Source organism: Psychromonas marina, from assembly GCF_030161115.1.
GTDB classification, from domain to species: Bacteria; Pseudomonadota; Gammaproteobacteria; order Enterobacterales; family Psychromonadaceae; genus Psychromonas; species Psychromonas marina.
This window is the reverse complement of the sequence record NZ_BSPQ01000009.1, coordinates 67,169-93,254: the sequence shown is the minus strand read 5'-3', so window position 1 is coordinate 93,254 and position 26,086 is coordinate 67,169. Positions and strand designations below refer to the sequence as shown.

Sequence of the window (26,086 nt, the reverse complement as noted above, 5' to 3'; positions counted from 1 at the left end):
CCCTTTTGTAAAGAGTTAGCTTCTCATTAAATGTTGCTTAAATTAACTTTACAACAAGGTGTTAGAATAAGTACTTCGCAGTAATTGAAAAGTTTCTTCCCGCCTGCGTATAATAATCATCTTCCTCTTGAAGTCCGTTTACATCACTCCAGTTGTAGTATTTTTCATCGGTTAAGTTGAATAGTCCTGCGCGTAAAGTAAGATCTTCAATCGGCACGTAATAAGCGGTTAAATCCACCACTGTTGAGCTGTCAGGGGTAAACATATCATTCTCATTACCCATAAAGTCTGTTGTAGCGGTCACATCGCTCTGCTTTTTCTTCGCGGTATAAGCGATTTTTAGTGATGTTCCCCACTTACCTGCTGGCTGATCATAGTTTAAGCCAACAACTGCGTTCCATGGGTTGATAGAGTTCAGTGCATTGCCCTCTCCATCTTCACCTTCGGTATATGCAGCCGCAAAACGCGTTGAAATTCCTTCTGGTGTGCCGACTAAACGATGCCAATCAAGGGTATTTGACACCTCAGCCCCTTTGATCGTTGCCTTATCTATATTGATATATTGGTACTGATACAATCCATCTGAAACACCGGTGAATTGGTAATCAATGAAGTTATCGTAGTCACTGTAATAAACAGCAAATTCAGTAAACGATGCCTCAGTTTCAATACGCCAACCTAGCTCATAAGAGATACTTTCTTCCGCTTCTAATTCAGGGTTAGGGATACTTTCGTAACCATGGGTTGGGTTGCCGTAAGAGTAAAATAACTCTTGAAAGTCCGGCGCTCGGAAACCTTGGCTTACCTGTGCAAATAGTTTGTGGTGCTCACTCACGCTATACAGTGCACCTAACCGCCCTGTTACCGCTGAATCAGAATATTTATTATAGAGGCTAGTATCGTAACCACTTTCAGGGAGGTTATCACCAGGATTGGTGCTAAATGAATCAAATCGCACGCCTGGTGTTAAGATTAAGTCATTGATGACAATTTCATCTTGCACAAAAAATCCGTAGTTCAGCTCTGAAGCCTCAGGCATATAGAATATCTCTTGATCATCATAACCCGAGTTATATTCCAAATTAGTATTGCTAATATCCTTAGACTCAAATGAAGCACCGTATACTAAGTAGTGCTCACTGTTACCTACACTGAAAAACTTATCTAATTGAATATCAGCCTGAACACCTTTATCACTATAAACGTAATCTTTTGTCTGTTCATTACCACTGGACACAAAAGTACGATCAGTAATGCTGTTTTGCTCTTTAGCAAGGTAATCAATTTGCCATGTCAATTCATCAAAAATTGCAGTCTTGGCTGTTAAGATATGTTTCAAACCAATACGGTAACGATCACTTTGATCATCACCAGCATAATTTGTGTAACTGTCATCGGTTAACTCTGTATCAATACTGCTATTTACATACTCACCTGTAAACTCTAAACGGTTAGTTTCGTTAAATTGATACTGCAATTTCACTAATAGGTTATTTGCTTCGTTATCTTGCTTATCAGGGCTGCCAAAGTTATCAACTTCATGACCATCTTTGCGTGAATAAGCGACTAAGGTTTCCAGTTTACCTAACCTGTTAGCTAATGCGACCGACTCAGAAAAAGAGTTATCAGCAGAGGAGTAATTAAGTTTAAGATGACCACCGTAATTTTTATCGTCACTTAAAAAATCACTTGGTCCTTTAGTGGTAAAGGCAACAATACCACCAATTGCATCACTACCCTGTAATGATGAAGCCGCCCCTTTGACAACCTCAACCGATTTCAGCATATCCATATCAACATCAACACGGCCAGAATTGATAAAGGAGTATTCGTTTTCAAACTGATCGGCCTGTGAAACACCATCCACGATTATTTTGATTCGATTACCAGAAATACCACGAATACTGATGCCCTGTACGCCTTGGCGAGAATCAGATTCAATATCAACGCCCGGTGTATAATCAAAAAGATCCGCCACATTATTGATCATATCTTTTTCGATGGTTTTATCGGAGATAACCGCTACCGAAGCTGCCGTGTCTTGAATACTTTGTTGGCTTCGTGTTGCTGATACTTGCACCTCATCAAATGAGAATACAGCCTCATCAGCAGAAACCGAGCTAGAAATGGCAATCGCAACGCAGACTGCTAATCTGTTTTTACTAAACATTCTATTTTTATTAAGCATTGTGCTTCCTTATTCATTAAAATTGTTCATCCTTGATCGTTCACTTACAAAGGATAAAGAAAAGTTTTTTAACCATGACCTTTGTTATTGTGGCCACCTTGCAGGTGAGTAATGTCTTGTAGTTCATCACCCGTTAGCTCAAACGCTTTACCAAACCCTTTCACATAACGCCCTTTCAGTGGTTTTAATTGATAGAGGTTGAAGTCATTAAGCTGACTTAATTGCGGGATCATGTCACCAAAACGTGCCTCTAAGGCATTGAGTCCTTGCACACCTAAATCACTTTTCTTATCGATACAATTGGCCTGACTTTCATAGCTTAAACGACGACGTGCAAAGATAGATTTAGCAGCCGATTCATCATCAAGCATCATAAATGCAACCGATTTTGCGGTTTTTAGGTTTTGTCCGTGCTGGGCAATATCACTGATAAGAATGAAATACCCTGCCTCGGTATAAGCGAAAGGGGCATAACTCGCGTGTGGTAACCCATCATTTAATGTCGCTAGCTGTAAACTTTGGCAATGCTCACGAAATTCATGTATTTCAGGTATTAAACGTCCCTGTAAACGTGCTTGTTTATCAATCATGCACAAAGTCCCTGCTGTAAAGTATGAAAATTAGTGACTTGTTGTGGTAATAACTGACGCTTTTTATCGCGACCAAGGTAAACCTTAAATACGCACTCACCAGCAGGGTTATAAAAACCGATATAGTGGGTTTGCATACCATGAAAAGGTTTACTGACGAAGGCGATTTGTTCCACAAGATCCAAACGCAGATGTCCGTGTAATCCCGCTTTTCCCATAATGTTGTAATAACCGTGGTCAAGCTTGCCCTTTGGAAAAGCCGCTTTAAATTCAAAGATTGACCCAAATGAATGCACGATAGTAGTGACATTTCCCCAATCAGGTAATTGCGTTAAAATTGCCTCCGCGTGTTGACCAGAACAGGTAGTGACTAGCTCTGCCGGCAACGCAATCGTCGCCTCTCCTTCTGTCAATCCCTGACTTTGTGCAAAGCTTGCTAAATTTAACCCGGGCTCTTCTATTAATGCTGCATTAAGTAGCGTTTGAACCTCTTGTAGGCTTTTATTTAAAAACATAGTTTCTCCTTTAAGCGGCATGATGTGGATGCATCGAGCCTGATTTTTGATTGTTACTGTTTTGGATAGTTTGAATAAGGTTTTTGTGCTAGTGTGGTCGCCCAAAATTGACCTGCTAGCGTAAGTGTTAGGTAATCTTCATTTACCTTTACCAGTTGATTTTTTTGCCATGCTTCAAACAGTGGCATCAATCCCTCGAAGTAAGGTGCATTAGCCGCCTGATTGAGCGTACGTTTAGCAAGTACGCCCCTATCGAATGCGGCTTTAACACTATTGATAAGGTGTGCATTGGGCGCTGCATGCATCGCACCCATTACTGGGAATTGACGTGCTTTTATTGCCTTGATATAGGTGTCCATATCACGACTTTGCATAACGCTTAAACCGCCAAAATTACCACCAGCTCCTGCACCGATAGGTAATATTTCAGCAGTCGTTTTAGCTAAGCTGTTGTAAATGCTACGTTCACGGTTATCACGCGCCCAATGGTTAACACTTAAACAACGCTGATGATGTTTTGCCATGAACTCCACGCCCATCTTAAACATGCTTGATTTTGTCGCAGTATCTGCGGGGTGCGGCAGCTTTCCTTGCTCGACGGATAATGCCATTGGCATACCTTTCATCTCGATAAGTTGGTAAAGGTCTACGCCGTTCACCCCTGATTCAAGGTAGGTTTCAAGATCTGTTTTCCAATTCTGTAAATTTTGATGCGGCAAACCATAGAGTAAATCGATTACCACTGGCGCACTATTGTAAGCGACCATCTCTTGTAACCTTTGCGCTACGTAATCACCATCATCTAAACGCTTTGCACTGCGGCGCACCTTAGTATCAAAGCTTTGTACGCCAAATGAGAAACGGTTAAAGCCGCCCTCTAATGCCGATTCAAACTTCTCGTCGTTAAAACGATTTACACGTCCCTCTAGCGTAATTTCACAATCAGGCGTTAGTGGAAAGGCGCTACGAATTTTATGACCCAGTTGTAAGAGTTGCTCTGCAGAAAGATCCGTTGGTGTACCGCCACCGACATATACGGCTTGAAAAGGAGCAGATTGAGTCCATTTTTGCGCCGCTTTCCAAGAGATCTCTTCCATTAATACTTGAAAATATTCGGCCATCATCTTTTTCGAGGACGCATATTGGAAAAAACTACAAAAAGTACAACGCACACGACAGAATGGAATATGAATATATAAACAGCGCGCTTTAGTCGTATTTTCGTTCACCGTCTCAAGCGCACTTGCCAGCGATTGCTGCACCTGATCTTGGGCAACAAAGTGCATGTTGCCACCCGCATGCGCAGACTTTTTTCGACAGAAAGCAAACTTTAATGGGTCGGGTGTTGAGAGCCCCACTAAATTTTCATCGCTGCTATCAATTTCAAACATTCACATTCACTCCCTTTTAATAATTATCATTTTTGAGAGCGCTATCTTAACTGCAATAAACCCAAATGCAAATGATAATTGATCTTATTCGCATTTAGGGTATTATCAGCTAAAAATGACAATCGTTTAAATAAACTGGAGTACAAGTGCTTTTTCTTAGATATCTGTTTTCAATTATCTTTTCTTTTCTGATTCATAGCCTTGCGTTTTCTTCTGCGCCACCTCCAAGCCTATATTTAGACTTGAATGCAACCCAGAAAAGCAGCATTGCGATACAATTAGTTACCCCTGTAAAAGCAGATGAACAGCCCCAAAAACCGATAAAAGAGCAACAAACACCGGTTAAAAAGGATGTCTCCACACCGCAACAAGTGGTCGAAAAAGTAATGCCTAAGCCGGTAGAAAAAACTGAAAAAGTAGTTAAAAAAGTCGACAAAAAACCTGTCGTTAGACCAGTAAAGAAGGAAATTAAGCGGCTAGAAAAAGTACAACAGAAGCGTTCAGTTAGCAAAACTGACACTAAAATTGCTACCGAAGATGAAATTGAAAAAGTAACGCAACATGAGCCACAAACAAAGCCCAAGAAAATACCTAAGGAGGTAAGCAAGGAGGCACAACAACCCCCTCAAAAAATAGACAAACTAATACCGCCAGCAGCAAGTGCCAGCACAGCTAAACAAAGCGCACCAAAAATAGTCGAGAAAATCACCTTTAGTGCACGCCCTGCGCCTATTGCTTATCCCCATAGTGCAAAAAGACGCAATATTGAGGGCATTGTATTGGTTGAGGTTTGGTTAGATGAGCAGGGAAAACAGACAAAACAGCACATCATCAACTCTTCTGGACATCAAGTTTTAGATAAAGCGGCCCTAAAAGGAATACGTCAGTGGCAGTTTTCTCGTCAACAGGATTCAGGCCAAGCTATCGCCTATCGTGTACAAGTTCCTATCAATTTTGGATTAAATTAATCATGCAAATTATCACAGCAATTCAGTCTCAACTCGGTGTCATGACCTGGCCATTATCAATAATGTCAGTCATTACCCTGATGATTATATTAGAAAGAACCCTCTTTTTATCGCTCAATTCACGCACCAAAAGCCGCGCGTTGCTAGTTAAATTACGCGCGCTTAATTTAAGTGATGGTAAGTTGGTTGAGAGTTTTATAGCAGAACACCTACAAGGTAAATCTACTTTTTCACAGGGATTTGAGATGCTGTTACTACATCGTAATTTTTGCAAAAGCTTACGTGAAGAAACAGTTAATATCTGGCTTCAGAAAAAACGTCATAGCTATACCAGTGGTTTAAGAATATTGGCCATTATTGGTGTTATCGCGCCTTTAGTTGGGCTATTAGGCACTGTGATTGGCCTGATCGATATGTTTAAAAACCTTGCCGCGACACAGGGGGGGATTGAACCTGCATTACTTGCCGATGGATTAGGGCTGGCAATGTCGACCACTGCTGCAGGATTGATTATTGCGCTACCTGCGATTACCGGCGCACAGCTACTAAATATGTGGGCAGATAGCCGCTTAGCAACCATCGAAAATGGATTAAATCACTGCAACCTTCTAATTGAAGGCGTGTGTTTAAAAACATCAAAATGCAAAAAAACGACTGCTACTGAGTGCTATCCAGTACAGGAGTACGCATGATTCAGTCACGCAGCGATGCAACGGCCATTAACCAGACACCGGATTTAACGCCGTTATTAGATATTATTTTTATCGTGATGGTGTTTTTATTACTGACCGCCAATATCACCGTAAAAACCTTGACCCTTGATGTACCTAGCACTGAGCACAGTGACGTTTTACAGACACAAAATGAACAGGTGATTGCCATCAGTTTACTGGCTGACAACAATCTGTCGGCGCAGGGGAATGGATGGGCAATTGAAGAAATGCACTACCCCGATTTTGATGGGTTTAGTAAAACTCTACTCGGGTTACATAAAAAATTCCCTGAACGTCCGGTGGTTATCGCCTCCGATAAACTGGTGTCTGTTGAACGTATGTTGCAACTGCTCGCTTTTATGCAAAAAAACAATATTAATGCCACTAACATAATTATGGATGAACAAACATGAACATTAAAAAACGCCTTACACACCTTGTATTTCTTAGCGCCTTGGTAGTTAGCGCTGTTAACGTATATGCGAATACCAACAGCGAACGGATTATTAGCACTGGCGCAGGGTTAACTGAGCTGTTTTTTGCCCTAGATGCGCAACAAAGCCTAGTAGCGATTGATATGACCAGTCGTGATTATGCACAAAAAACTGGGCTACCACTGGTTGGCTATCATCGCCAGTTATCATCGGAAGGATTGATGTCATTAGCTCCAAGTATATTAATTGGTACCGATGAGATGGGCCCAGAAAGCACACTGAATATGCTTAAAGCGAGCAATGTAGAGGTGATTACCGTGCCCACTGGTAATACTATTGAACTACTCGAGCAACGTATTGATACGGTTGCGTCATTAACTGGTAAGCAAGTACAAGCTGTCGCACTCAAAAAATCGTTGCACCAAGATATTGAGCAACTTGAAAACAGCCCGCTATCCACACAACCCAAGGTACTCTTCTTAATGTTGAATAAAGACAGAGCGCCAACAGTAGGCGGCGAGAACACATCGATTAATGAAGTCATTCGCTTATCGGGTGCATTAAACCCCGCTGCAGAACTTATCGAGTCATACAAACCTATCTCCTTTGAAGGGATTATTAAAATGAATCCAGATTATATTCTGGTTAGTCAGAGAGCTTGGGATAGCTTTGGTGGGAAACAACAAATATTAGCAAAACTGCCACTATTAGCGGCGACACCAGCTGGCATGGAAGGACAAATCATAGCGGTGCCAAGTAGTGCAATAATCGGTTTTGGGCTGCAAAGTATTGAACTTGCTAAACAGCTAAATCACTCTTTTCTTAATACACAGGGTTAATTTTCAATGTCTGTTAACTTCCCTCCCCTTTCTAGTAAACAACTCTTATTGCTCGGTGTTATCGCGTTATATTTTGCGATCGTCTGCTCGGTCACATTAGGCCCTATGGATATTTCAATTGCACAAAGTATGGGGGCACTGTTACCTGAAAATTTAAGAGGAAACTGGTTGAGTACTGAAATACCTACTCATATTGCATTGGTTATTCAACAAATCAGATTACCAAGAACACTGCTCGCGATTGCAGTGGGCGCAATTTTAGCCATTTGTGGCACGGTCATGCAGGGGCTATTCCGTAATCCGCTAGCAGACCCAGGTATCATTGGTGTTAGCGCAGGCGCATCTTTAGGTGCCGCCATTGCGATAGTTCTGTTTGGCAGTTTAGCGCAAAGTTATCCGATGTTATTAATGTTCGGCACCGTGCCACTGTTTGCTTTTTTAGGCGGCGCATTAAGCACGATTTTAGTTTACAAACTGGGTACAAGCTCAACGGGTACATCGGTCACCATGATGTTACTTGCCGGCGTTGCGATAGGTGCATTGGCGGGTGCTGGGTTAGGTTTACTTAACTATTATGCCGATGATCAAGCACTACGAGACCTTTCTCTGTGGTCGATGGGCTCATTAGCGGGTGCAAACTGGGGAAATTTAAGTCTCGCTTATGGCGCATTAATTGCTTTGTTTATTCTATTTTATCGAGATGCTTCTGCGCTTAATGCGTTGTTATTGGGCGAGTCGGAAGCACGCCATTTGGGCATTAAAGTGCAAGCGTTAAAACGTCGTTTAATTTTACTGGCAGCAGCAGGTGTTGGTGTCACCGTGGCTGTTGCTGGCATGATAGGTTTTATCGGTCTGATTGTTCCTCATCTAGGACGTATGATCGGTGGTCCAAATCATAAATCACTCTTACCACTGTCGATGTTATTAGGTGCTCTACTGCTATTGGTTGCGGATATGATTGCGCGCACCATTGTCGCTCCCTTAGATATGCCTGTAGGTATTGTCACCGCACTACTTGGTGCCCCCTTCTTTATCTGGCTATTGGTTAAACAGAAAGGACGTATTTAATGCAACAGAACTCAGCACACAACCCTACACAGAACCCTGCAACCTTAGCATCAGCACAGGCGGCACTAAGCTTTAAAAATTTACACCTTGAATTGGGTAAAAAAACTATTCTACGTAATGTTTCTGCGCAGTTTAATTATGGTCAATTAACCGTACTGCTTGGCCCTAATGGCACCGGGAAAAGCTCGTTACTAAAAGTCATAACCCAAGAGTTACCGATCCGTGGCGAGGTGTTTTTTAACCAAAAAACAGTTCAAAATTGGTGCTCTAGAGCGCTTGCTAAACAGGTAGGAGTGTTACCACAATCAAGTAGCCTAGTATTTAACTTTTCGGCACAAGAGGTGGTTGAACTCGGTGGTATCGCACTGGATTGTGCAAATGCTGAGATACAGCATTTGGCAAAACAAAACATGCAACGCACGGATACCCAGCATTTAGCAACACGCTCATACCCGAGTTTATCTGGCGGCGAAAAACAGCGAGTGCATTTTGCACGTGTATTAACTCAACTAGAGCAAAGCGGTGCTAAAAAAGTATTACTGCTCGACGAGCCAACCGCAGCACTCGACCTTTCTCATCAGCATCAAACCCTCACCCTTGCGAAACAACTCGCAGAGCAAGGAGCTGCAGTTGTAATTGTGATGCATGATCTTAATTTAGCAGCGCAATATGCGGACCGAGTGATGATCTTAAATAACGCTAATATTGTCGCCGATGGCACACCATGGGAAGTACTCACCGAAGACAATATTGAACAGGTTTATCAATGTAAAACACGGGTTATCGCACATCCCGATTTAGGTTACCCGATGGTGATCAGTGCTATTTAGATAGTGATTAGCAGTTAGTTATAAAAATAAAAAAAGGAATAATAGATGAACAATTTAGTGATATGGGGCGCAGGCAGTGGACTTGGTGCAGCAATGGTTGATTACTTCCACGAGCAAGGTTTTACGATAACAGCAATAGGCAGAGATCCCACTAACAACGCACGTATCAACGAACTTAATATTAACGCAATAAAGTGCGATGCTACCGATAAGCAACAGCTTCAACAAACTGTGGCGAAACTTCCCCAAGGGGTAGTACATATCTCCACTATGGGTAGCTTTAATGCAGAAGTTCCTGTTGATTATATCGGTCATCGCCATTTAATTGATGCTCTAGCGTTGCATTCAGCATCACGCTTGATACTCATAACATCATTGGGTTGTGGCGATTCATGGCAGTATTTATCTGATGCGGCTAAACGTGGTTTTGGAGGTGCGGTACGTGAAAAATCTCTCGCTGAAGCATGGTTGCAAAGCAGCACACTCGACTTCACTATTCTACGCCCGGGTGGCTTGAAAGATGGTGCCCTCACCCATCAAGGTGAGTTATCACAACATCAAGAGATACATGGCCAGATCACCCGCGGTGAAGTAGCAAGATTAACCCACCAGCTATTATTAAATACGGAGAGTATTGGCGAAATTTACCAATGTGTGGATGCGAGTCTTAGTCGCTAGTATTACCTACACATAAAACACAATGTGTAGCTTCTGAGCAAAAACCTATCTCCACTAATACGGTCATATTAGTGGAGATAAAATAGAAATTTTGTACATCAGTGAGGACAACAATCCCTTTTATCACCTTGAGTGGGTAAAAACCGATCTTTTTAAGTCAATTTAACTAAACCATTTAATATCAACAGGCTTATAATTCAAACAATACATCACTGCGAATAATATATTTGGTCCCTGCGACAATACCTTCTGAGCCATGTAAGCAATGTAATGGGTGTGTACCATGAGGAAAACATAAAACACTGCCTGCTGGCGTTCGAACATTGACGGTTTCTGAATTGTCGTAGCCTCGCGCGGGAAGCGCTGGGTTGTCACTATTGATCAGAAACTGTGTATGGCCACCCTCGTAATCATCCGTTAGGAAAATCAAAAACGTATACATACTCCAACGATCATCATAGGCATTAGCGATTAACTCACCATCGATAATGCGGCTACCAGGCCAAGAACCATCAGTATGCGTTGCAAAAAAATCACCTTGTTGATACTTATAAAAGCGACAGCGTCCATTCAGCCCCAAGGGTTGCTTACCCAAAAAGTTGTTATTCTTATCAGTGAACTTATCTTTACAGCGATTCCAGATCATATCAGCAGTAGTATCATCAGTGACCCAGGTTAAGTTATTATTATGGCGCACGGTACGTGGCAAAGAAACAGCTGCATCTTCGGTATAACCCAGCGCTTCTGTTGCTTCAATAATCGTTTCGCATTCTGCCTTGCTAAGGACATTGTGTAACTGGAATGCACCGGGCACTGAAGGTACCTCCTCACGCTCAACTTGCGCAGGAGAAGTAGCGCTCAGTTGCATTGGGTTTTCAATGCGCGAACCCCATAAAGGCAGATCGTGACGCATGCTACCCGACTCTCGAGCAGCAATAAAAAAGTGTTGTTTGTTCATAAATGTTATCTCTATATTAGATCGAAATATAAGACTGAAATATAAGCGGAAATACATTTCGAAAATGTTGGTAGTGCTCAAAGTAAACTAATAATGTGCAATATCAGTTTATTAATAATCTGATGCTAGCGCCCAGAGACCACTTTAACTTGCGCAAATTGTCGATGCCCGTCAACTGAACCATGATAGCCATAGCCACTCTGCTTAGCGCCAACCCATGGTGCGTCGCCATCACCACCTTGACCTTGGTTGATGCCGACCATGCCCGCTTCTAATTGCTCTGCGACTTCATTTGCACCTTTACCACCATAAACAACCGCACCTAATCCATATTCAGTATCATTAGCACGTTCAATCGCCTCTTCAATGGTATTAAATCGACTAATTGCTACAACCGGCCCGAACGTCTCCTCATTTTCTAAAGACATCTGTTTGTTCATATTAGTGATCACCGTTGGCATTATGTAAGGAGTAGCCTGCTCCACCTGCCCTAATATAAACTGCGCGCCCTTATCCTGAGCATCTTGAAGTTGCGCCACAATTTTACTGTGCTGTTTACTGTTAATGATCGGGCCAATATTTACATTGGGTTGATTCCAAGGCCCTACTTGATATTGCTCGGCAATTTGCGTGACGTAGGATTCGAATTGCGCTGCCACACGTTGATCAACATAAACACGCTCAATCGAGGTACACATCTGCCCGGCATTTTCAAAAGAACCCGCAACAGCAAAACGCGCCGCTTGCTCAAGATTGGCATTGTGCATCACAATCATCGGATCATTACCACCAAGCTCCATCACTAAACGTTTTAGGTTAGTCGCACTGCGTTGCATAATGTCGTGCCCAACCGCTTTTGACCCAGTAAAAGCAATCATATTGACATCGTTACTTTCAACCAGTTGTTGACCGACTTCGCCATCACCATGGGCAATGGTTAACACACCTTCTGGTAAATTTTTTTGCAAAGCATTAAATAGTGCATCTGCAATTAGTGGTGTTTCTTCAGAGGGCTTCCAAATCACACTATTACCAGCAATCAGCGCGGGTACGATCAGATTGGTGGCCATCATCAGTGGATAGTTCCAAGGTGAAATAACGGCAACCACCCCTAATGCTTTGTATTGAAGTTGCGTATTACCCGAAGTGTGGCGTGCTTTTAATGCATTAAACGACGCATCAGCTAAGTAACTTCCCATGTATAATGCACCGGAAACCTCACCACTCGCACGACGGATATCTTTGCCCATCTCTTTAGCCAATAACTCAGAAAGCGTGTTAGCTTTCGATTCAATCGCTTGGAAAGCCTCAGACACCCGTTTTACACGCTCCGTTATCGCCATCTTTTGCCATGTTTTTTGTGCAACAGCAGATTGGGTAATTAATGTTTCAATTTGCTGTTTTGTTTTAACAACAACCGAACCCAGTACTTTGCCATTACTTGGATTAAATGAACTAATTTCTTGCATTATAAAACCTCGATATCGAGATATCTCGATATTATTAATGTTTAAAAAGGGATATCCATGATATCCCACTAGTACCTACCCCATTAAAGAAATGGCGTTGGTATTATAATATGTCACTTAACTGCGCTGTGAATGCACGAATGTTTTGATCATCTCTTTTATAATATGTCCACGCGCCAATACGTTTAGAGCTCACTAACTTCACGCGTTGCAGACTTGTCAGATAAGCTGAAACGGTTGACTGCGATAATTGTGCTTTCTCTTGAATAATACTCACACAAACCCCTTCCACATCAGCGTCAACCAATTGTTCAGAAACATCAAAATTAGCTTTGGGATCTTTCAGCCAACGCAGAATATCCATTCTAATGGGATTATTTATTGCTTTTAATGTTTCTGTTAAATCAATCATAGTGAGCCATTTAGTTTAAAACCGAGAAAGATCAAATTATATGGAACATCTCTCAAGCATACAATAAGGAACTAAACACAGTCCGCATTAAGGGTGCGTACTTATCATTTCTTATTTATCTGAACGACATCAAGATAACACAATATCGGGATATTGCGATATGAAATTTCAAATCTAGGGTTTTATTACCAGCGTTAAGCTAAATGCCTAACCTTCATAAACACGCCAGACTTTGCATTTTCTCTATCGTAATGACACTTTTAATGGCATTGCCATGGATCGCTGCTAATTTTAATAAAACAAACTATTATTGTAATCACAATGATTTTTAATAAAGAAATAGGAGCGTTTATTATGATGGAAATTAAGAACCTATTAACGATGGATGGCAATATTGTATTTGGGATTGTTAATGAGAGGTTACGTGTAGAGTGCACTAGCTTAGATAAACTTATTAACCGCTATGATCTCGATGGCGCAGCATTATCAGCAAAAATGCAAGCATTAGGCTATCACTATGATGCGATTACCAATCAATATAAAGCAGATTAATCAGCCCTTTAAATATTACTATGTCATCGCTATTTTAAGTCGTAAACGTTAAGACGGCCTCGAACATGATCATAAAACCATTCAAGGCCGTTTCAGTAGTTCTTACATTCAGTACCTGATATCAAGCTAAACTACATTTACCCAAATCATCCTTTTCGCCCCCATACATTATTAAAAGCTTTCTTTAACCAGTCACTCTTTTCACTAAATTTTGAACAGTTCAATAACCACTTATTTCAGCTAGACGAGGTGAACTTCAGGGATGAAATAGTACTGATATAGAATAATTCAGTAACAACAATTGATCTTTTTTATTACTTCAAGGTAGGGACGAGCAGTTAAATTCATTCTAGGTCTTCCTTAATGCACATATTCCAATATTCCAACGAGTTACATGAAAATTAGAGCGCGATATATAATTGCAATTATTTCTAGAGTATTAAATTTACAAGCTATATAGCATGGGCTCGTCAATTATGAGCAACACGGCAGAAATTTTGTAAGTAAATAGGCTGATAAATCAGCCTAAGTTAGTTAACACGCTAGCTTATTAAATCACGACGAACAACTAAGGTGAGATATGCCCCCTACCTTAAATAATTCACGTGGTTTCAATCGATAGTATTTGTCTTCCACGTCCTTCGATTGCTCTGAATATGGCTGTGTCATGACCTCTTGCAACTCTCGAATTAAAGTGTAATTTCCCGCCGTTGCTTGCTGATAAGCCGGCATAACAAACCATTCTCGTAAAATGTACTTTGGATTAACCAGCTTCATCTGCCTAGAAACTTCTGCAAGCGTTCGGGGCTTAATAGCATTCGCATCACAATCAAGGTTTAACAGCATTTTCCATTTTACAAACCACTCAATCCAACGTGTGTCGACCTGATGGGTGTCTGACCCATGCCCACTATTGTAAAAGCTTTTTTTCAATGGGCGAATGTCGTCCGGTATAGACGACAACTCTCGAAAGAAAATAGTATAATCAACCGACGTTTGTATCATGAGCGTTTGTAGCTCGTTGAGCAGTGTCATATGAGAATCACTATTCAAAGTACTAAGGCCAAGTTTAGCAGCCCACATATTTTGCATTTCCGTATGCATGACGGTTGAAAAGCCACTTTGAATCTCATCGAGTGCGAGCGACTGCTCTTGTTGTGACGCTAATAATGGGCGTAACGCCGAACAAAACATGTCGAAGTTACTTTGTGCAGCCTTGGGTTGGTTCATGAACGAATAATGATTGCCGCCGCCAGTCCAAGGCTGATATTGCGGATTAAACACGTCACAGAATCCGAAAGGACCATAATCAAGTGTATATCCACCAGCGGCACAATTATCACTGTTAAAGTTCCCCTGGCAAAAACCGACGCGGATCCAGTTCGCTATTAGTGATGTGAGGCGGTGACGAAACTCACGCGCTAACAACACGACTTTTTCTGGGGTGGTAAGTTGACTATCGACAACATCACCGTACTCACGATCAATCAAATGCAACACAATCTTTTCGAGCTCTTGTATCGCATTTGGGTGATCATTTTCGCGGGTACGGCGAGCAAAAAGTTCAAGCTGCCCAACACGAATGAACGACGGAGCAACACGCGTTGAAATGGCGACGGCTTCAGAGATAAGCATATCGGGGTGCTCCGAGCGTGTACCTTCAGAGTACCACTGCCGTTTAACCGTTTCCGTTTTTGAAACGTACAAACTTAAAGACCGAGATGTGCAGACACCAAGTGCATACATATGCTCCTGAGCCAAGAACTCGCGGATACTTGAGCGTAAAACAGCACGACCATCCCCACCACGGCAATAGGGTGTGCGACCGCCACCTTTTAGTTGCATTTCCCAACGTTGACCATTAATAACGCTCTCAAGGACAGAAATTGCGCGTCCATCTCCATATCCGTTACCCGTTTGAAACGGACATTGATGAGTAAATTCAACGCCGTAGATAGAAAGTGCGTATCCCGTTGACCAACCGACCTTGCGTATCGGCTCGGGCACCTGTGAAATATCGCCGGAGAACAAACGGACGAAATCGGTGGACTCTGCCATCGCGTCTTGAAAGCCAAGCTCAGAAAAAAAGAGTTTGCTGTGTGCAATATATTCAGGGTCTTTGATGGGTGTCGGGTTAACCGGGACATAATGGCCACTGAAGACTTGTCGTGGTTCATAATCGTTGCCGTTTTCTGTCGCATCAGGATCACAGTTGAGCGTGTCCATAAGCGAATAGTTTGTCAACTTAGCAAGATCGTTCAACGTCGATATAGTCACGGGGATATTCTTAGGCTGTCGGTTTGTCATTATTTTTTACACCAAGGATCGTCAAGATAAATGTTAATGGCTTGTATCTTACCTTCTTATTCTGGAGAGTTCTGTATTTTGTAGTCGCGAAGTGATTTTGTGACAAGAATAGAGAGTTTAAAAACCCAGGAAGAAATAGTAACTAACTGTATTTAAGCACCTTTAAATAAAGTAATACCTATCGCCATAATAAAGTTGGCACATTTATGATGATGAAAATTATTAATCGTTTAAGTATAGATGGCAACATAACACCGAGCGTTGTTATCGGGATGTTACAAACCAATACAAAGACTTGGACAAGTTGATTGACCACTATCATTTAAATGGCGCAGCATTATCACTAAAAATTCAAGCTTTATGATCCCCCAATGATGCGATGACCAGTCAATATAAAGCTGATTAATATGTTCTAATTAAAGGACTCATCGTCGCAGATAAGCCCTGTTTAAATGGATATAAAAAACTCATTTTAAGGTTTCATTTCCCTTCCCATTTAAGTATCTAAACACAAATAAAACAATCACTTGCTTAACAAATTATTCTTTTTGTTGTAATAGTTAACTTAAAGATTGCCGAGTTCTTCCACACTCAGACCAGCGATACCGAGTGTTTTTGGAGTGCGTAACGCTTCGGTTGCATAGTCTCGGTTCATGAGCACCGATGTTAGTTGGATAATGGCATCAATGGTCGGAGTTTCTACACCGATCTGTTTCGCCAGTTCAGACATGAAGACCAGACCATAACCTACATCCTCATGAATATAGCGATGATCAAGCTGTGCTTGGGCTGGAATGCCTATAAACCCCGGCGCTTTTCGATACGCTAAGCCGTAGTCATTTTCCAGCATATAGCCCTGTCGAATACCAATTTCTGGATCCGAGAGAACGCTAATACCTAGACGTTCACCGATAGCAATTCGTTCCCGATCGGCAGCCTCAATGAGTCGTCCAACTGCATCACTCACTCCCTCTTCATAGAATAAGAAATTATCTGCGCCTTCAATACGTGCTGCGTTAGACAATGATACGGCCGGATGAATGATCGGATTAGCATTTTGTAGGCTAGTCTGGATCACATTGTGTGCGGGCTCTATTGCCGGATAGACATCTGCAATCATTTGTAATATATCAGTAGTATCTCGGCTAGGCAGCGCAGCCAGAAGATTACCCGCTTTCAACTTGAGAAATACGTGCACCCGCCCCGCTTCAAGTAAACGAACTGCATATTGTAACGTGTGAGTTTCTGCAAAGCGTACGGAATTATCATCAAGCGCCAAGCCAACGGCCTGCTTGAATTCCAATGAACCAGCACAAGATCCTGGGCTAATAATAACGGTTTGTCCTGCCTTTAGTTTACCTATACAGGCTTCAGCGAAAGGGATTGTGCTAAATGCCGGTCCTACGACATAAATTAGATCGGCACCTTTTAGTGCTTTATCAATATCATGACCTGCATACACAACAGGGCCAAACCCTGAAATAACGCCTTCAGCATAGATACCCCCTTGATTGGCTATCGCCTCAATATTTTCGGGAAACTCTGGGAAATCAAAAAGCCTGACAGCGTGTCCATGACAGGCGTAATCAAAGGCGGTTACTGAACCTCCTGCACCAGCTCCTAATATCGTTATATTCATTTATTTTCTCCGTATCACATTGATTGAGTACGGGTTATGTATACGCCACATTTATCAATTTAAACAGGCGCCAAAAAGCAATTTTAGGGGGGAAGGTATCATGTTAGAAATTTACTGCATTGTTTAATTCAATAATGTTGCTTCACAGACATTGTAGCCACATTTTTAGTGAAATTTTGTCACTCGAAAGGTACCGTAATGTAAGTTCGACATTTCAACAATTTGATCAAATCAGACATGAGGGTATTATAAATGTCGATTATGTCTCAGTTAAGTCGCTTAGACAGGTTAAGTGGTGAGCTAATACCGAGCATAGACGTTTGCGGTAGTATATGGTCCATTTCTGGTAATCCTCTTCATTAGAAAACTCAAACTTTATTCTATTATTGTACTTGGCTAATATATTGGAGAGTCTAAAAACGACTTTTAAACTCTCAATCAATTTATTTAGGTATCTAATTACATCTTGAGATAAATGTTTATGCGTTAAATTGAGACGATCTACAACAGTTAAAAAAACATAAGTCCCTCTTCGCCCTAGTCGCCAGTCGATTTGTGCCAGGAAGTACCATAAAAACGATTAATTAGTTGCCAGTATTACTTAGTCACAACATTACCACGACTATATGTTTGGTCTGTATTCACAAAGTGAAAATATGCATGAGAAAAGTAATGCTTTATTAGTTTCATTAAGCAAAACACACTTGTGACTCTTTCTTATCAAAATTTTGTTTAATATTTCGATAAGCTAATCCGCTTGGATACCCACGTTGTTTGGTATAGGTTAAAGCACGTTGGGTAATTGCCTCATCACTGATAGAGTTAGTAATTGCAAATTCTCTGCAACCTTGAACTGATTTATTAACATAGCCTAATGTAATTAACTGTTTTGTTATTTCATCAGCGCAGGTTAAGACTGAAGAGGCTTTAACTATTTCACAACGTGCATAGTTATTGTCTTCAAATGAAACACCCGCAGCGCGAAGGTTTGCATCATCGCCAGGTATTTGCTGCGCGCCAAATAATGGAACATCCGTTACCCTTGCACTCGAGAAACTAGGTATAAACTCCGCCATATGATCAATAGCTCGCTCGGTGCGAAGTTTAACTTCATCCAAAGACCAGCCTTTATAAATTTTATCTAAAAAGGACTTGCCTAGCTTAGGTTGCGCACTGTTTTTATCATTAGCAATAGTTCCTTCATCAAATAAGGTGATATTTTCAGTCATACCGTGCAATTGTATTACGTTGTCTGGATAAGGGGTAAACTGTGCCATCCCATGAGGTGTACCACGCTCACCGTGAAAAATAACTTCAGGCCAAAAACTACCAGTTCCTTCCCATTGCGTTACATAAGCAGCCTTGAACTCGACAATTCGTTGCTTGTGAAAACCTGCTGCGTCGTCTATTTCACCGCTTTTAAAACCAGCAGCATTAATGATGTAATCAAAATATTCAACGGATTCTTGTTGGTTTTGCTCAAAAAACACTTTCCACCCTTTATCTTCTGTGTGCGTTAGCTGATTAACTTTAGTCTTCAGCAGGATTTTGCTTTTGGGGTTCTTTTCTAGCGATAGTACGGCACTCGCGCCCAATCGGAATACATTCCAACCAAATTCTTGTACAAGCACTAGTGGAAATTTAAGGGTGGATAAATCAACATGCTTAGCAATTGGAATCATCCACTCCTCTGATGTACTAGGTACTGCAACTTCATCGCGCTCTGCCAACTTTTGCATCTCTTCTAATTCAAATAAACGATAATAATCTTGCGCTGCACCCAGCACTTCATTATTAGCATCTTGCTGAATGAGTTGTTCATATTCATGTGTTAGCATTTTTAAGCGAGGTAATAATGCAAGCGCATCCCCACTGTCTCTTTTAGGTACAGCAATGACTGTCGGACGGTAATCAATAGAGTCAGGAAATAAACGCAGCGTTTCAATAGACTCTTTGAGTAAAGTGATACATTGGCTATCGGATATTTCACGATATAAGTTACCACCAGCATGCAAATGACAGATAGGAGGACCATTGACTAAGCTTGTTCCTTTTTCAAACAAGCTGACTTCAAGTCCTATTTCACTTAAGTATAAAGCAACAGAAGCCCCTGCTATGCCACCACCTATAATTGCGATTTTTTTACTTTTTTGTGAATTTACCATAATGTTATTTATCTGCCCTACTAAGATTATTTGCTAAAATTGATTGCTGATTTAGTTAATTTTCTATTAATTCATTTTCATTATTTGCCTCAAAAAGCGTACTGATGTTATGCGTAGTTTTCAACACTAATTCACATAAATAATAGATACTTAACTTATACGGTGAGAATGTAAAATCAGTTCATTTATATGTGCATTATTTTAATTATTGATACAAGTAGTAAATCCAAGGGCTGACTCTGAAATCATTAGTCCGGTGACTCTACTTGTAGAACAAAACTGTTGGGTGAGTGTTCATTGTTGGAATGTTCGAAGATCTTCTGTATTGAAAAGTTTAGCTTTAAAGAAGCAGAATTTAGTGTCGAAAGAACATAGTGCCAGTGAGCAAGAGAGTGAAAACTAAATAGTATCGTCATAAAAGTTATAAGGCGACCTGCCCGAAACCAAGCTAGAAAGCTAAGTCGCTAATGCCGATAGCGACTTAATAAATCAATTTAGAACTTGTAATTTAAGGCCTGATCCAGTTATAACCCCATTATTATTTAAGGGGCCATTCCTGATTACCATCAACGGCTACCGCTTGTAGGTCTAAACTAAAGCAATAATCACCCGGTTCATAAACATACACTTGCTTGGCTATCATTGGTAAATTAAATAGTGCTACTTGCTCTTTAGCTGCCGCTGTCGTTGCAAGTCCCCACATTTGATACACATCTCGATAGTCCAGTTTGCTGGAATAACTCATTGCCACCATCAAAAAATCATTATTTGACAGAGACTTAGCTTCATCAACACTAAAGGTACTAAAGCCTAGAGAATCTTTCTTTTGTACCCAAATTTCATCTGATTTTGTGGCTCTTTCAAACTCTCGTAATAAAATATGTACTCTTGCTAACAAATGCCAACCATTTTCGAGTGCATCATAGTGTTGCGAGGCCACTAGCATTTGCAGCATTGTCGCCATGCCGCTTGACCAGCTAGTCAATTGAGCCGCTTGCATATATGCAAAAGCATCACCTTGGTTAACACTGGCTTGTAATATGGCAAACTCATCATCAATGTTAAGATCTTGGCAGGATGGCAGTTTGCCCTGCTCAGTATAAGCACGCGACTTAGTATAATAAGAGTATGGATTAGTGGATGAATGCCCTTCATGACCATCGAATCGTAAACGACCTTTTTCAAGCCCATGACCTAGCTCATGAATATCCCCATGCCCTGTTGGATTAAACTCCCAGTAAGCGTCATATGGATTGCCCGAGCAACCATAACCACAGGAAGCTTGATCTGCATTCATATGCTTAACCGTATCAAGTTCTTCAATTACCCAACCTTGGCTATTAGCAAAATCATGTATTTCAGCGACTTCATCAATGAATGGCCCTTTAAAACCGGCTAATAGATGCGGATAGTTGTGAACTTGCGTCATGATCGCCGTTTCCATTTTTTCAGGCGTATCCCATAACGGCTCAGCACTCATGGTCTTTTGCATTTTTACAAGGCTTGAATGCACTTCAAAATGATCAGTTGCTAACTCAGCCCAATCATATTGATTAGCGGCGAGATCCATTAAAAACTGTTCCCCATTTTTGCCCTTACGCCAATAAGGATGAAGCCCGACATTTTCAAATGCTAAGGTTGTTGGTAAATCTGTTTGATCAAACTTCACCTGTACCGGACCACCATAAGGGCTAGTGAATTTGATCGTTTCGCCAGCAACAATTTCAATGTGGGTCGATTGCAGATATTTTGGTCTATTGTAACTATTGCTATCAAATTCGTGCGTCGAACCCGCGCGTTGAGTATTAATAAATACCCACATACGCACATCACTGTTATCTGTTCGAGTTACTGTTAAGGTTTGCCCCGGTAGCGCATAAACGCCCGCAGAGCGAAATCCTTTTTTACTCGACAGCCTCACACTGTGATTAACAGCAGTGATATGACTAAAATCGGTACGACTAAAGTTACCGAGATCCTTCGGTGTCGCATTAATATCTCGATAGTGATAAACCATGTGATCAGAAAAATAGGCTTTCAGGTAACTAAGGGGATCGGTGCTAGAAACATCCATTGGATACTGAATAGTTTGACGGTAATTGTCGCCAAGGATGATCAGTAATTTGTATAACTGGTGATCATTTAGCGAAAACAGATCTTGTTTACTGCTATCAAATGCCTGAATCTTTTGACGCATAATTTTTACTGCATTTTGATAAGATTGAGAAAAAACATCATCGCAAGTATCAGCACAGTTAGCCAAATTAAAATCAATATTTTGAGTGTCCAATAATGTTAACCAAAGCTGCTCCTCTTCTAATGAGGTAAAATGCTCAAGCATTTCTTCTGCCGATACCCAATCAGCCTTATCCTGTGAAAAGAAGTTACCCGGACCACCTCGGCCTTGCATAGAAAAGCCCATTGGGTTTAATACTGTTTGAGTTAATGGAACGCTATTCCAAGAGTGAGGGTGCAAATAGAGTAGTGGCTGTTTAGCCCTTTGTAATTGCTCTATTAACGGGGCAACGGTTGCTATGGAAAATAACTCGGCAGACCCTGTAATCACTAAATCAGCTTCACTTAAACAGTTACTTAACATGGCCTCATCATTGCAGTTAACCACTTCCCAATTAGGGTATTGAGTACTGATCCAGCTTGTTATTCGATCTAACGCGCTACCATCTATCAAAAATAAACGTACTTGTTTATTGTCTTCATCTATTTGCTCTTGAGTTTGTGCTAAAAGCCAACCTAGAACACGCTTAAACGTCGTTTCAAAACCTGAGTTATTACCCTGCTGTAGACTAGAAATAATATCAGTACCAAAGGCGGCATTACGCTGGTTTTCGATATCACTGGTTGCTGCAAAGGTCAGCCCTTGATTACCGGTTACAATTGCAAATGCTTTCGTTTTTGGATAAGCATGCTCAGCACTTGCAAGAGATATAAATTGTGAATTTTTCCCTTGATCATAGACGATGGCATCATTTTGGTGGATGGTATTGAGTAGTGACTCACCATCGAGGCGATACTGTTTAATGTGCTCTATAGCGCGCTTGATAATTTTTGAATCAAATCCAGTGGCTAAGCTCGCATCACCGCTTTTTAAGGCAGTACTAACTTTATCGTTTAGCTTGAGACTGATGAAATCTGTGCTAGTTTGATTACTGCTATCTGTGACACTCAGTGATAAGCGAATATCTTGTGTGTCGCTTAGCTCTGTCGCATCAACTTGGACAGAGTTAATCGTCGCATTGATGAGTTTAACCTCAGTTCCCGTTAGCTGAGCCCATTCGAATTCAGTGTTGCCAACCGCATGTACTTTTACCTTGGCATTAATCGTAATCAACTCATCGGTCCATGCCTCATAAGTATCACTTAACTCAATCTCTGGCGCTGGTAGCGCAGGAGTATTCTCATCCGTTGGTGGGGTTAATTCACCGCTATTTCCATCAGGTTCATTTGTACCCGTACTATCTGACCCGCCACAAGCTGTAACGCCAAAGGCGACAAAAATCAATAACAACCATTGTTTCATTATGTATAACACTCCGTGTTTTTAGACGACTATTGTCGCTTTTACTGTAGTTTTGCATAGGTAGATAATGTAAAACTAAATTTAAGATCCATTTTTATTAAGTCATCAATTAATGATGTACATGGCATTATACATTCTGAATTAACCATCGCTCGTTTCTACTAACATTTTTATCCTAAACACCTGATATAACTAATTCTGCACCATCAGAATACAATGTGGATAGTATCGACCTAAAAAATGATCATTAAACAAAAATATGAATTAAAACTTTGAAGCATGGTGCCATTCAACACAACAGAGGGTATAAGAATAGATAATCTAAATAACGCTGATTTTAAGTTACTTTCTCGAGCGTAAATTAAGTAAAAAATAACCTAAACTGCAAAGCGATCTTCAACCACGTAAACGGCGACTAATCTCAATTATGTTTGATGTGATAGAAAACAAAAAATGTAGAGCAATGCCTTACGGTTTTAATAAAAACGACATGAAATTAGAGTCCCCTGCATTAAACCTTTATTTTAAAGCGTTAATTAACTGCGGGACTTTTTTTACAAAATCAATACAGCTTATGAGAACTTGTAATTAAAAATAAAAGACCCAACCACGTGATCAAGTATGCAAAGCACAAATATTGTCATTTACCGAACTTGCTTGCTGAAAGCGCAAAGAAAATTTATCATCTCCCTGCTCCACATTTGGCTCAACTTTTAAACAGGCAATTGATAGGCCTTCTCTCTCGACTGCAACATGGAATAAGTCATTCACAGTAAACAAGGAAATATGAAAATGCCTATGCAACAACGTATTAGTTTCATTCTGCTTTTAACCACTATTCTGACTGGGTGTACATCACTACCAGAAAAGGTAACGCATGTTACTGATCCTGTAATAAGCCAGCCAAATAGCACATTATCTGAATTAATTGACACTTATCGGCCTGAGCATTCAGCTAAAATGAGTGCATATTTATTGCAAGAATCTGGTTGGGATGCCCTCTCTCAACGATTAGCATTGGTAGAGACCGCTAAACACAGTATCGATATCCAATATTATATTTGGAACAATGATACATCAGGCCTCTACCTAGCAAGCCGTTTGCTGGTGGCTGCGAACCGTGGCGTGAGAGTGCGTGTCATGCTCGATGATTTTAATCTTAACGAACGTGATGATCTGCTTGTCTCTTTTGACAATCACCCCAACATTGAGATCCGCTTATTTAACCCAGTACCAACGCGAAGTGGTTTGATGAGATGGTTAAATATGGGAAGTGATTTTTCGCGTTTAAATCGCCGTATGCATAATAAGTCCTTTACCGTCGACGGTGCGATGTCGGTAGTCGGAGGGCGTAATATTGGTGATGAGTATTTTGACCTTTCAGATGAGATAAACTTTCGCGACCGTGATGTGCTAGTCGCAGGCCCAGTAGTCGCAGAAATTCAAGCGAGCTTTAGCGAGTACTGGAACAGTACCTGGTCTTACCCTGTTAACTTACTAAGTGATACAACCTCTATTGATCTGGCAACATTAGAAAATATCAAGCCTCCGCATTATCAACACTACCCCGATTTGCCAGAGGGAAGTAAAATAGCCAATCAATTATTAAACGACTTGATGGGTGAACTGTCATGGGGACACGCCTATTTTGTCTCTGACCGACCAGTACCCGAAGATGCTAACGAAACCAATGAGCCAAAAGCAACGGCAAGATTATTATCTGAGTTGGCTCAACAGGCAAAACAGGAGATATTACTTGAATCAGCTTATCTGATTTTCGACGACCGACAGCTTACAGCCTTACAGAAATTAACCGATAAGGGCGTACAAATAAAAGCATTAACCAATTCAATGGCCTCTAATGATCTACTCCCGAATCACTCTGGTTATGCAGGCCGCCGCCACGATATGCTTGAAAACGGCGTACAATTATTTGAATTAAAACCAGAAACAATTTTGTGTGAAAAATCAACGCGAGACCCGTCCAAATGTGCCCCAACAGCAAGTTATGGCTTGCATGCAAAATCAGCAGTTTACGATAGAAAAATAGCAACGATCGGCTCTTTTAACTTCAACTTACGTTCAACCTACCTTAATACTGAGTCTGTGTTAGTGATTGAAAACCAAGAAATTGCACAGCATTTAGTTGAAGCAATGGAAGAGGCTATAAATGAAGATAATAGTTGGCGTTTAAGCTTACATGAAGATCAAGTGCGTTGGTATTCGGGTGAAAAAAGCTGGGAAAGTGAGCCAGAAACAGGCCAATGGGAGCGAATAAAGTCGCATTTTTTACAACTACTTCCTATCGAAAAATACCTGTAAAAAAATTTACGAATTAATAAATAGGTGGCAAATGATTTGGCCGGTGATCAATTCGCTATCGACAACCACATTAAAGTAGAAAATATCTGCACTTTGGCTATATTGCCCTCCTCATAATTCAAGTGCAGATTATGGCTAGCATTTCATCTCTCCACCACCTAACCATCCATTACCAGATTCTTCTTCCGCATGACTCGTAGCCATCGTAAAACCAATATTCAAAAATACCAAGAAAAGCCAAGGGTCAGACATTAGTGCAAATGATAAAATTAAGTCGATACCATCAACAGTATTATTAAATACTGACATTTTCCAATCTCTGTATTTCACTTATACCATTAATTACATTAAGTATATTATCTAAATTTCACGCAGGAAAAACAGTTTAACTCAAGGCGTAAGTTGACGTAAATAGTTGTTCCATTTACGAAACTTACAACGAAGAAATCAGTTGTTTTAACCAGTAAAATAGATCAACTATTTACTGGAGTTGGTGTTACCTTTTTTTGA

21 protein-coding genes are annotated in these 26,086 nt (G+C 40.9%); 9 read left to right on the top strand and 12 right to left on the bottom strand.

Annotation, left to right across the window (positions count from 1 at the left end):
* Positions 1–61: 61 nt before the first annotated feature.
* From QQK09_RS11050 to hutW, 4 genes are all read right to left on the bottom strand, one after another.
* Positions 62–2,188 carry a TonB-dependent hemoglobin/transferrin/lactoferrin family receptor gene (locus QQK09_RS11050; protein WP_284204196.1) on the bottom strand — a complete coding sequence of 709 codons (2,127 nt, stop codon included), beginning with the start codon at positions 2,186–2,188 and terminating at the stop codon, positions 62–64.
* Between the two features lie 68 nt (positions 2,189–2,256).
* Positions 2,257–2,778 (bottom strand): heme utilization protein HutZ, encoded by a 522-nt coding sequence (gene hutZ / locus QQK09_RS11045; RefSeq protein ID WP_284204195.1) that lies wholly within the window; start codon positions 2,776–2,778, stop codon positions 2,257–2,259.
* Positions 2,775–3,293 (bottom strand): heme utilization cystosolic carrier protein HutX, encoded by a 519-nt coding sequence (gene hutX, locus QQK09_RS11040; RefSeq protein WP_284204194.1) that lies wholly within the window; start codon positions 3,291–3,293, stop codon positions 2,775–2,777. Before hutX ends, hutZ begins: the two co-directional genes overlap by 4 nt.
* A gap of 53 nt (positions 3,294–3,346) precedes the next feature.
* Complete coding sequence (gene hutW, locus QQK09_RS11035; protein ID WP_284204193.1) at positions 3,347–4,684, bottom strand: heme anaerobic degradation radical SAM methyltransferase ChuW/HutW; 1,338 nt, start codon at positions 4,682–4,684, stop codon at positions 3,347–3,349.
* Positions 4,685–4,830: 146 nt separating this feature from the next.
* Here hutW and QQK09_RS11030 point away from each other — a divergent pair, with 146 nt between their 5' ends.
* From QQK09_RS11030 to QQK09_RS11000, 7 genes are read left to right on the top strand one after another with little or no spacing between them, the layout of a single operon-like run.
* The gene (locus QQK09_RS11030; protein WP_284204192.1) at positions 4,831–5,652 is read left to right on the top strand and encodes an energy transducer TonB; all 822 of its coding nucleotides are present in this window, start codon (positions 4,831–4,833) and stop codon (positions 5,650–5,652) included.
* A 2-nt stretch (positions 5,653–5,654) separates the two neighbouring features.
* Positions 5,655–6,344, top strand: a complete 690-nt coding sequence (locus tag QQK09_RS11025) for a MotA/TolQ/ExbB proton channel family protein (protein ID WP_284204191.1) — start codon at positions 5,655–5,657, stop codon at positions 6,342–6,344.
* On the top strand, positions 6,341–6,778 hold the full coding sequence (locus QQK09_RS11020) for an ExbD/TolR family protein (protein WP_284204190.1): 438 nt from the start codon (positions 6,341–6,343) through the stop codon (positions 6,776–6,778). The genes QQK09_RS11025 and QQK09_RS11020 overlap by 4 nt, the downstream gene beginning before the upstream one ends.
* On the top strand, positions 6,775–7,638 hold the full coding sequence (locus QQK09_RS11015; RefSeq protein WP_284204189.1) for a heme/hemin ABC transporter substrate-binding protein: 864 nt from the start codon (positions 6,775–6,777) through the stop codon (positions 7,636–7,638). Before QQK09_RS11020 ends, QQK09_RS11015 begins: the two co-directional genes overlap by 4 nt.
* 6 nt (positions 7,639–7,644) lie before the next feature.
* A complete protein-coding gene (locus tag QQK09_RS11010) occupies positions 7,645–8,706 on the top strand; it encodes a FecCD family ABC transporter permease (RefSeq protein ID WP_284204188.1) in 1,062 nt (353 codons plus the stop codon).
* Positions 8,706–9,536 carry a heme ABC transporter ATP-binding protein gene (locus QQK09_RS11005; protein WP_284204186.1) on the top strand — a complete coding sequence of 277 codons (831 nt, stop codon included), beginning with the start codon at positions 8,706–8,708 and terminating at the stop codon, positions 9,534–9,536. The genes QQK09_RS11010 and QQK09_RS11005 overlap by 1 nt, the downstream gene beginning before the upstream one ends.
* Before the next feature lie 45 nt (positions 9,537–9,581).
* Entirely contained in the window at positions 9,582–10,214 is a 633-nt protein-coding gene (locus tag QQK09_RS11000; RefSeq protein WP_284204185.1) for an SDR family NAD(P)-dependent oxidoreductase, read from the top strand.
* A gap of 190 nt (positions 10,215–10,404) precedes the next feature.
* Here the strand turns inward: QQK09_RS11000 and QQK09_RS10995 are convergent, their stop codons facing one another.
* From QQK09_RS10995 to QQK09_RS10985, 3 genes are all read right to left on the bottom strand, one after another.
* Positions 10,405–11,172: a 2OG-Fe(II) oxygenase family protein gene (locus QQK09_RS10995; protein ID WP_284204184.1), complete on the bottom strand. Its 768-nt coding sequence runs from the start codon at positions 11,170–11,172 to the stop codon at positions 10,405–10,407.
* Positions 11,173–11,297: 125 nt separating this feature from the next.
* Positions 11,298–12,641 carry an aldehyde dehydrogenase family protein gene (locus QQK09_RS10990; protein ID WP_284204183.1) on the bottom strand — a complete coding sequence of 448 codons (1,344 nt, stop codon included), beginning with the start codon at positions 12,639–12,641 and terminating at the stop codon, positions 11,298–11,300.
* Between the two features lie 103 nt (positions 12,642–12,744).
* Positions 12,745–13,053, bottom strand: coding sequence for an ArsR/SmtB family transcription factor (locus QQK09_RS10985; protein ID WP_284204182.1), 309 nt, complete (start codon positions 13,051–13,053; stop codon positions 12,745–12,747).
* Positions 13,054–13,407: 354 nt separating this feature from the next.
* Between QQK09_RS10985 and QQK09_RS10980 the strand changes: the two genes are divergently transcribed.
* A complete protein-coding gene (locus QQK09_RS10980) occupies positions 13,408–13,605 on the top strand; it encodes a DUF4250 domain-containing protein (RefSeq protein WP_284204181.1) in 198 nt (65 codons plus the stop codon).
* 555 nt (positions 13,606–14,160) lie between these two features.
* On the opposite strand, the gene QQK09_RS10975 is transcribed toward QQK09_RS10980, so the two are convergent.
* The 4 genes from QQK09_RS10975 to QQK09_RS10960 form a co-directional block, all read right to left on the bottom strand.
* Entirely contained in the window at positions 14,161–15,912 is a 1,752-nt protein-coding gene (locus tag QQK09_RS10975; RefSeq protein WP_284204180.1) for a protein adenylyltransferase SelO, read from the bottom strand.
* Between the two features lie 565 nt (positions 15,913–16,477).
* Entirely contained in the window at positions 16,478–17,551 is a 1,074-nt protein-coding gene (locus QQK09_RS10970) for an NAD/NADP-dependent octopine/nopaline dehydrogenase family protein (protein WP_284204179.1), read from the bottom strand.
* A 689-nt stretch (positions 17,552–18,240) separates the two neighbouring features.
* A complete protein-coding gene (locus QQK09_RS10965) occupies positions 18,241–19,716 on the bottom strand; it encodes an FAD-dependent oxidoreductase (protein ID WP_284204178.1) in 1,476 nt (491 codons plus the stop codon).
* Positions 19,717–20,254: 538 nt separating this feature from the next.
* Positions 20,255–23,254 (bottom strand): ImpA family metalloprotease, encoded by a 3,000-nt coding sequence (locus tag QQK09_RS10960; RefSeq protein ID WP_284204177.1) that lies wholly within the window; start codon positions 23,252–23,254, stop codon positions 20,255–20,257.
* Between the two features lie 792 nt (positions 23,255–24,046).
* Here QQK09_RS10960 and QQK09_RS10955 point away from each other — a divergent pair.
* Positions 24,047–25,576 (top strand): phospholipase D family protein, encoded by a 1,530-nt coding sequence (locus QQK09_RS10955; RefSeq protein ID WP_284204176.1) that lies wholly within the window; start codon positions 24,047–24,049, stop codon positions 25,574–25,576.
* Between the two features lie 135 nt (positions 25,577–25,711).
* Here QQK09_RS10955 and QQK09_RS10950 read toward each other — a convergent pair whose 3' ends face one another.
* On the bottom strand, positions 25,712–25,885 hold the full coding sequence (locus tag QQK09_RS10950) for a hypothetical protein (RefSeq protein ID WP_284204175.1): 174 nt from the start codon (positions 25,883–25,885) through the stop codon (positions 25,712–25,714).
* Positions 25,886–26,086 lie beyond the last annotated feature (201 nt).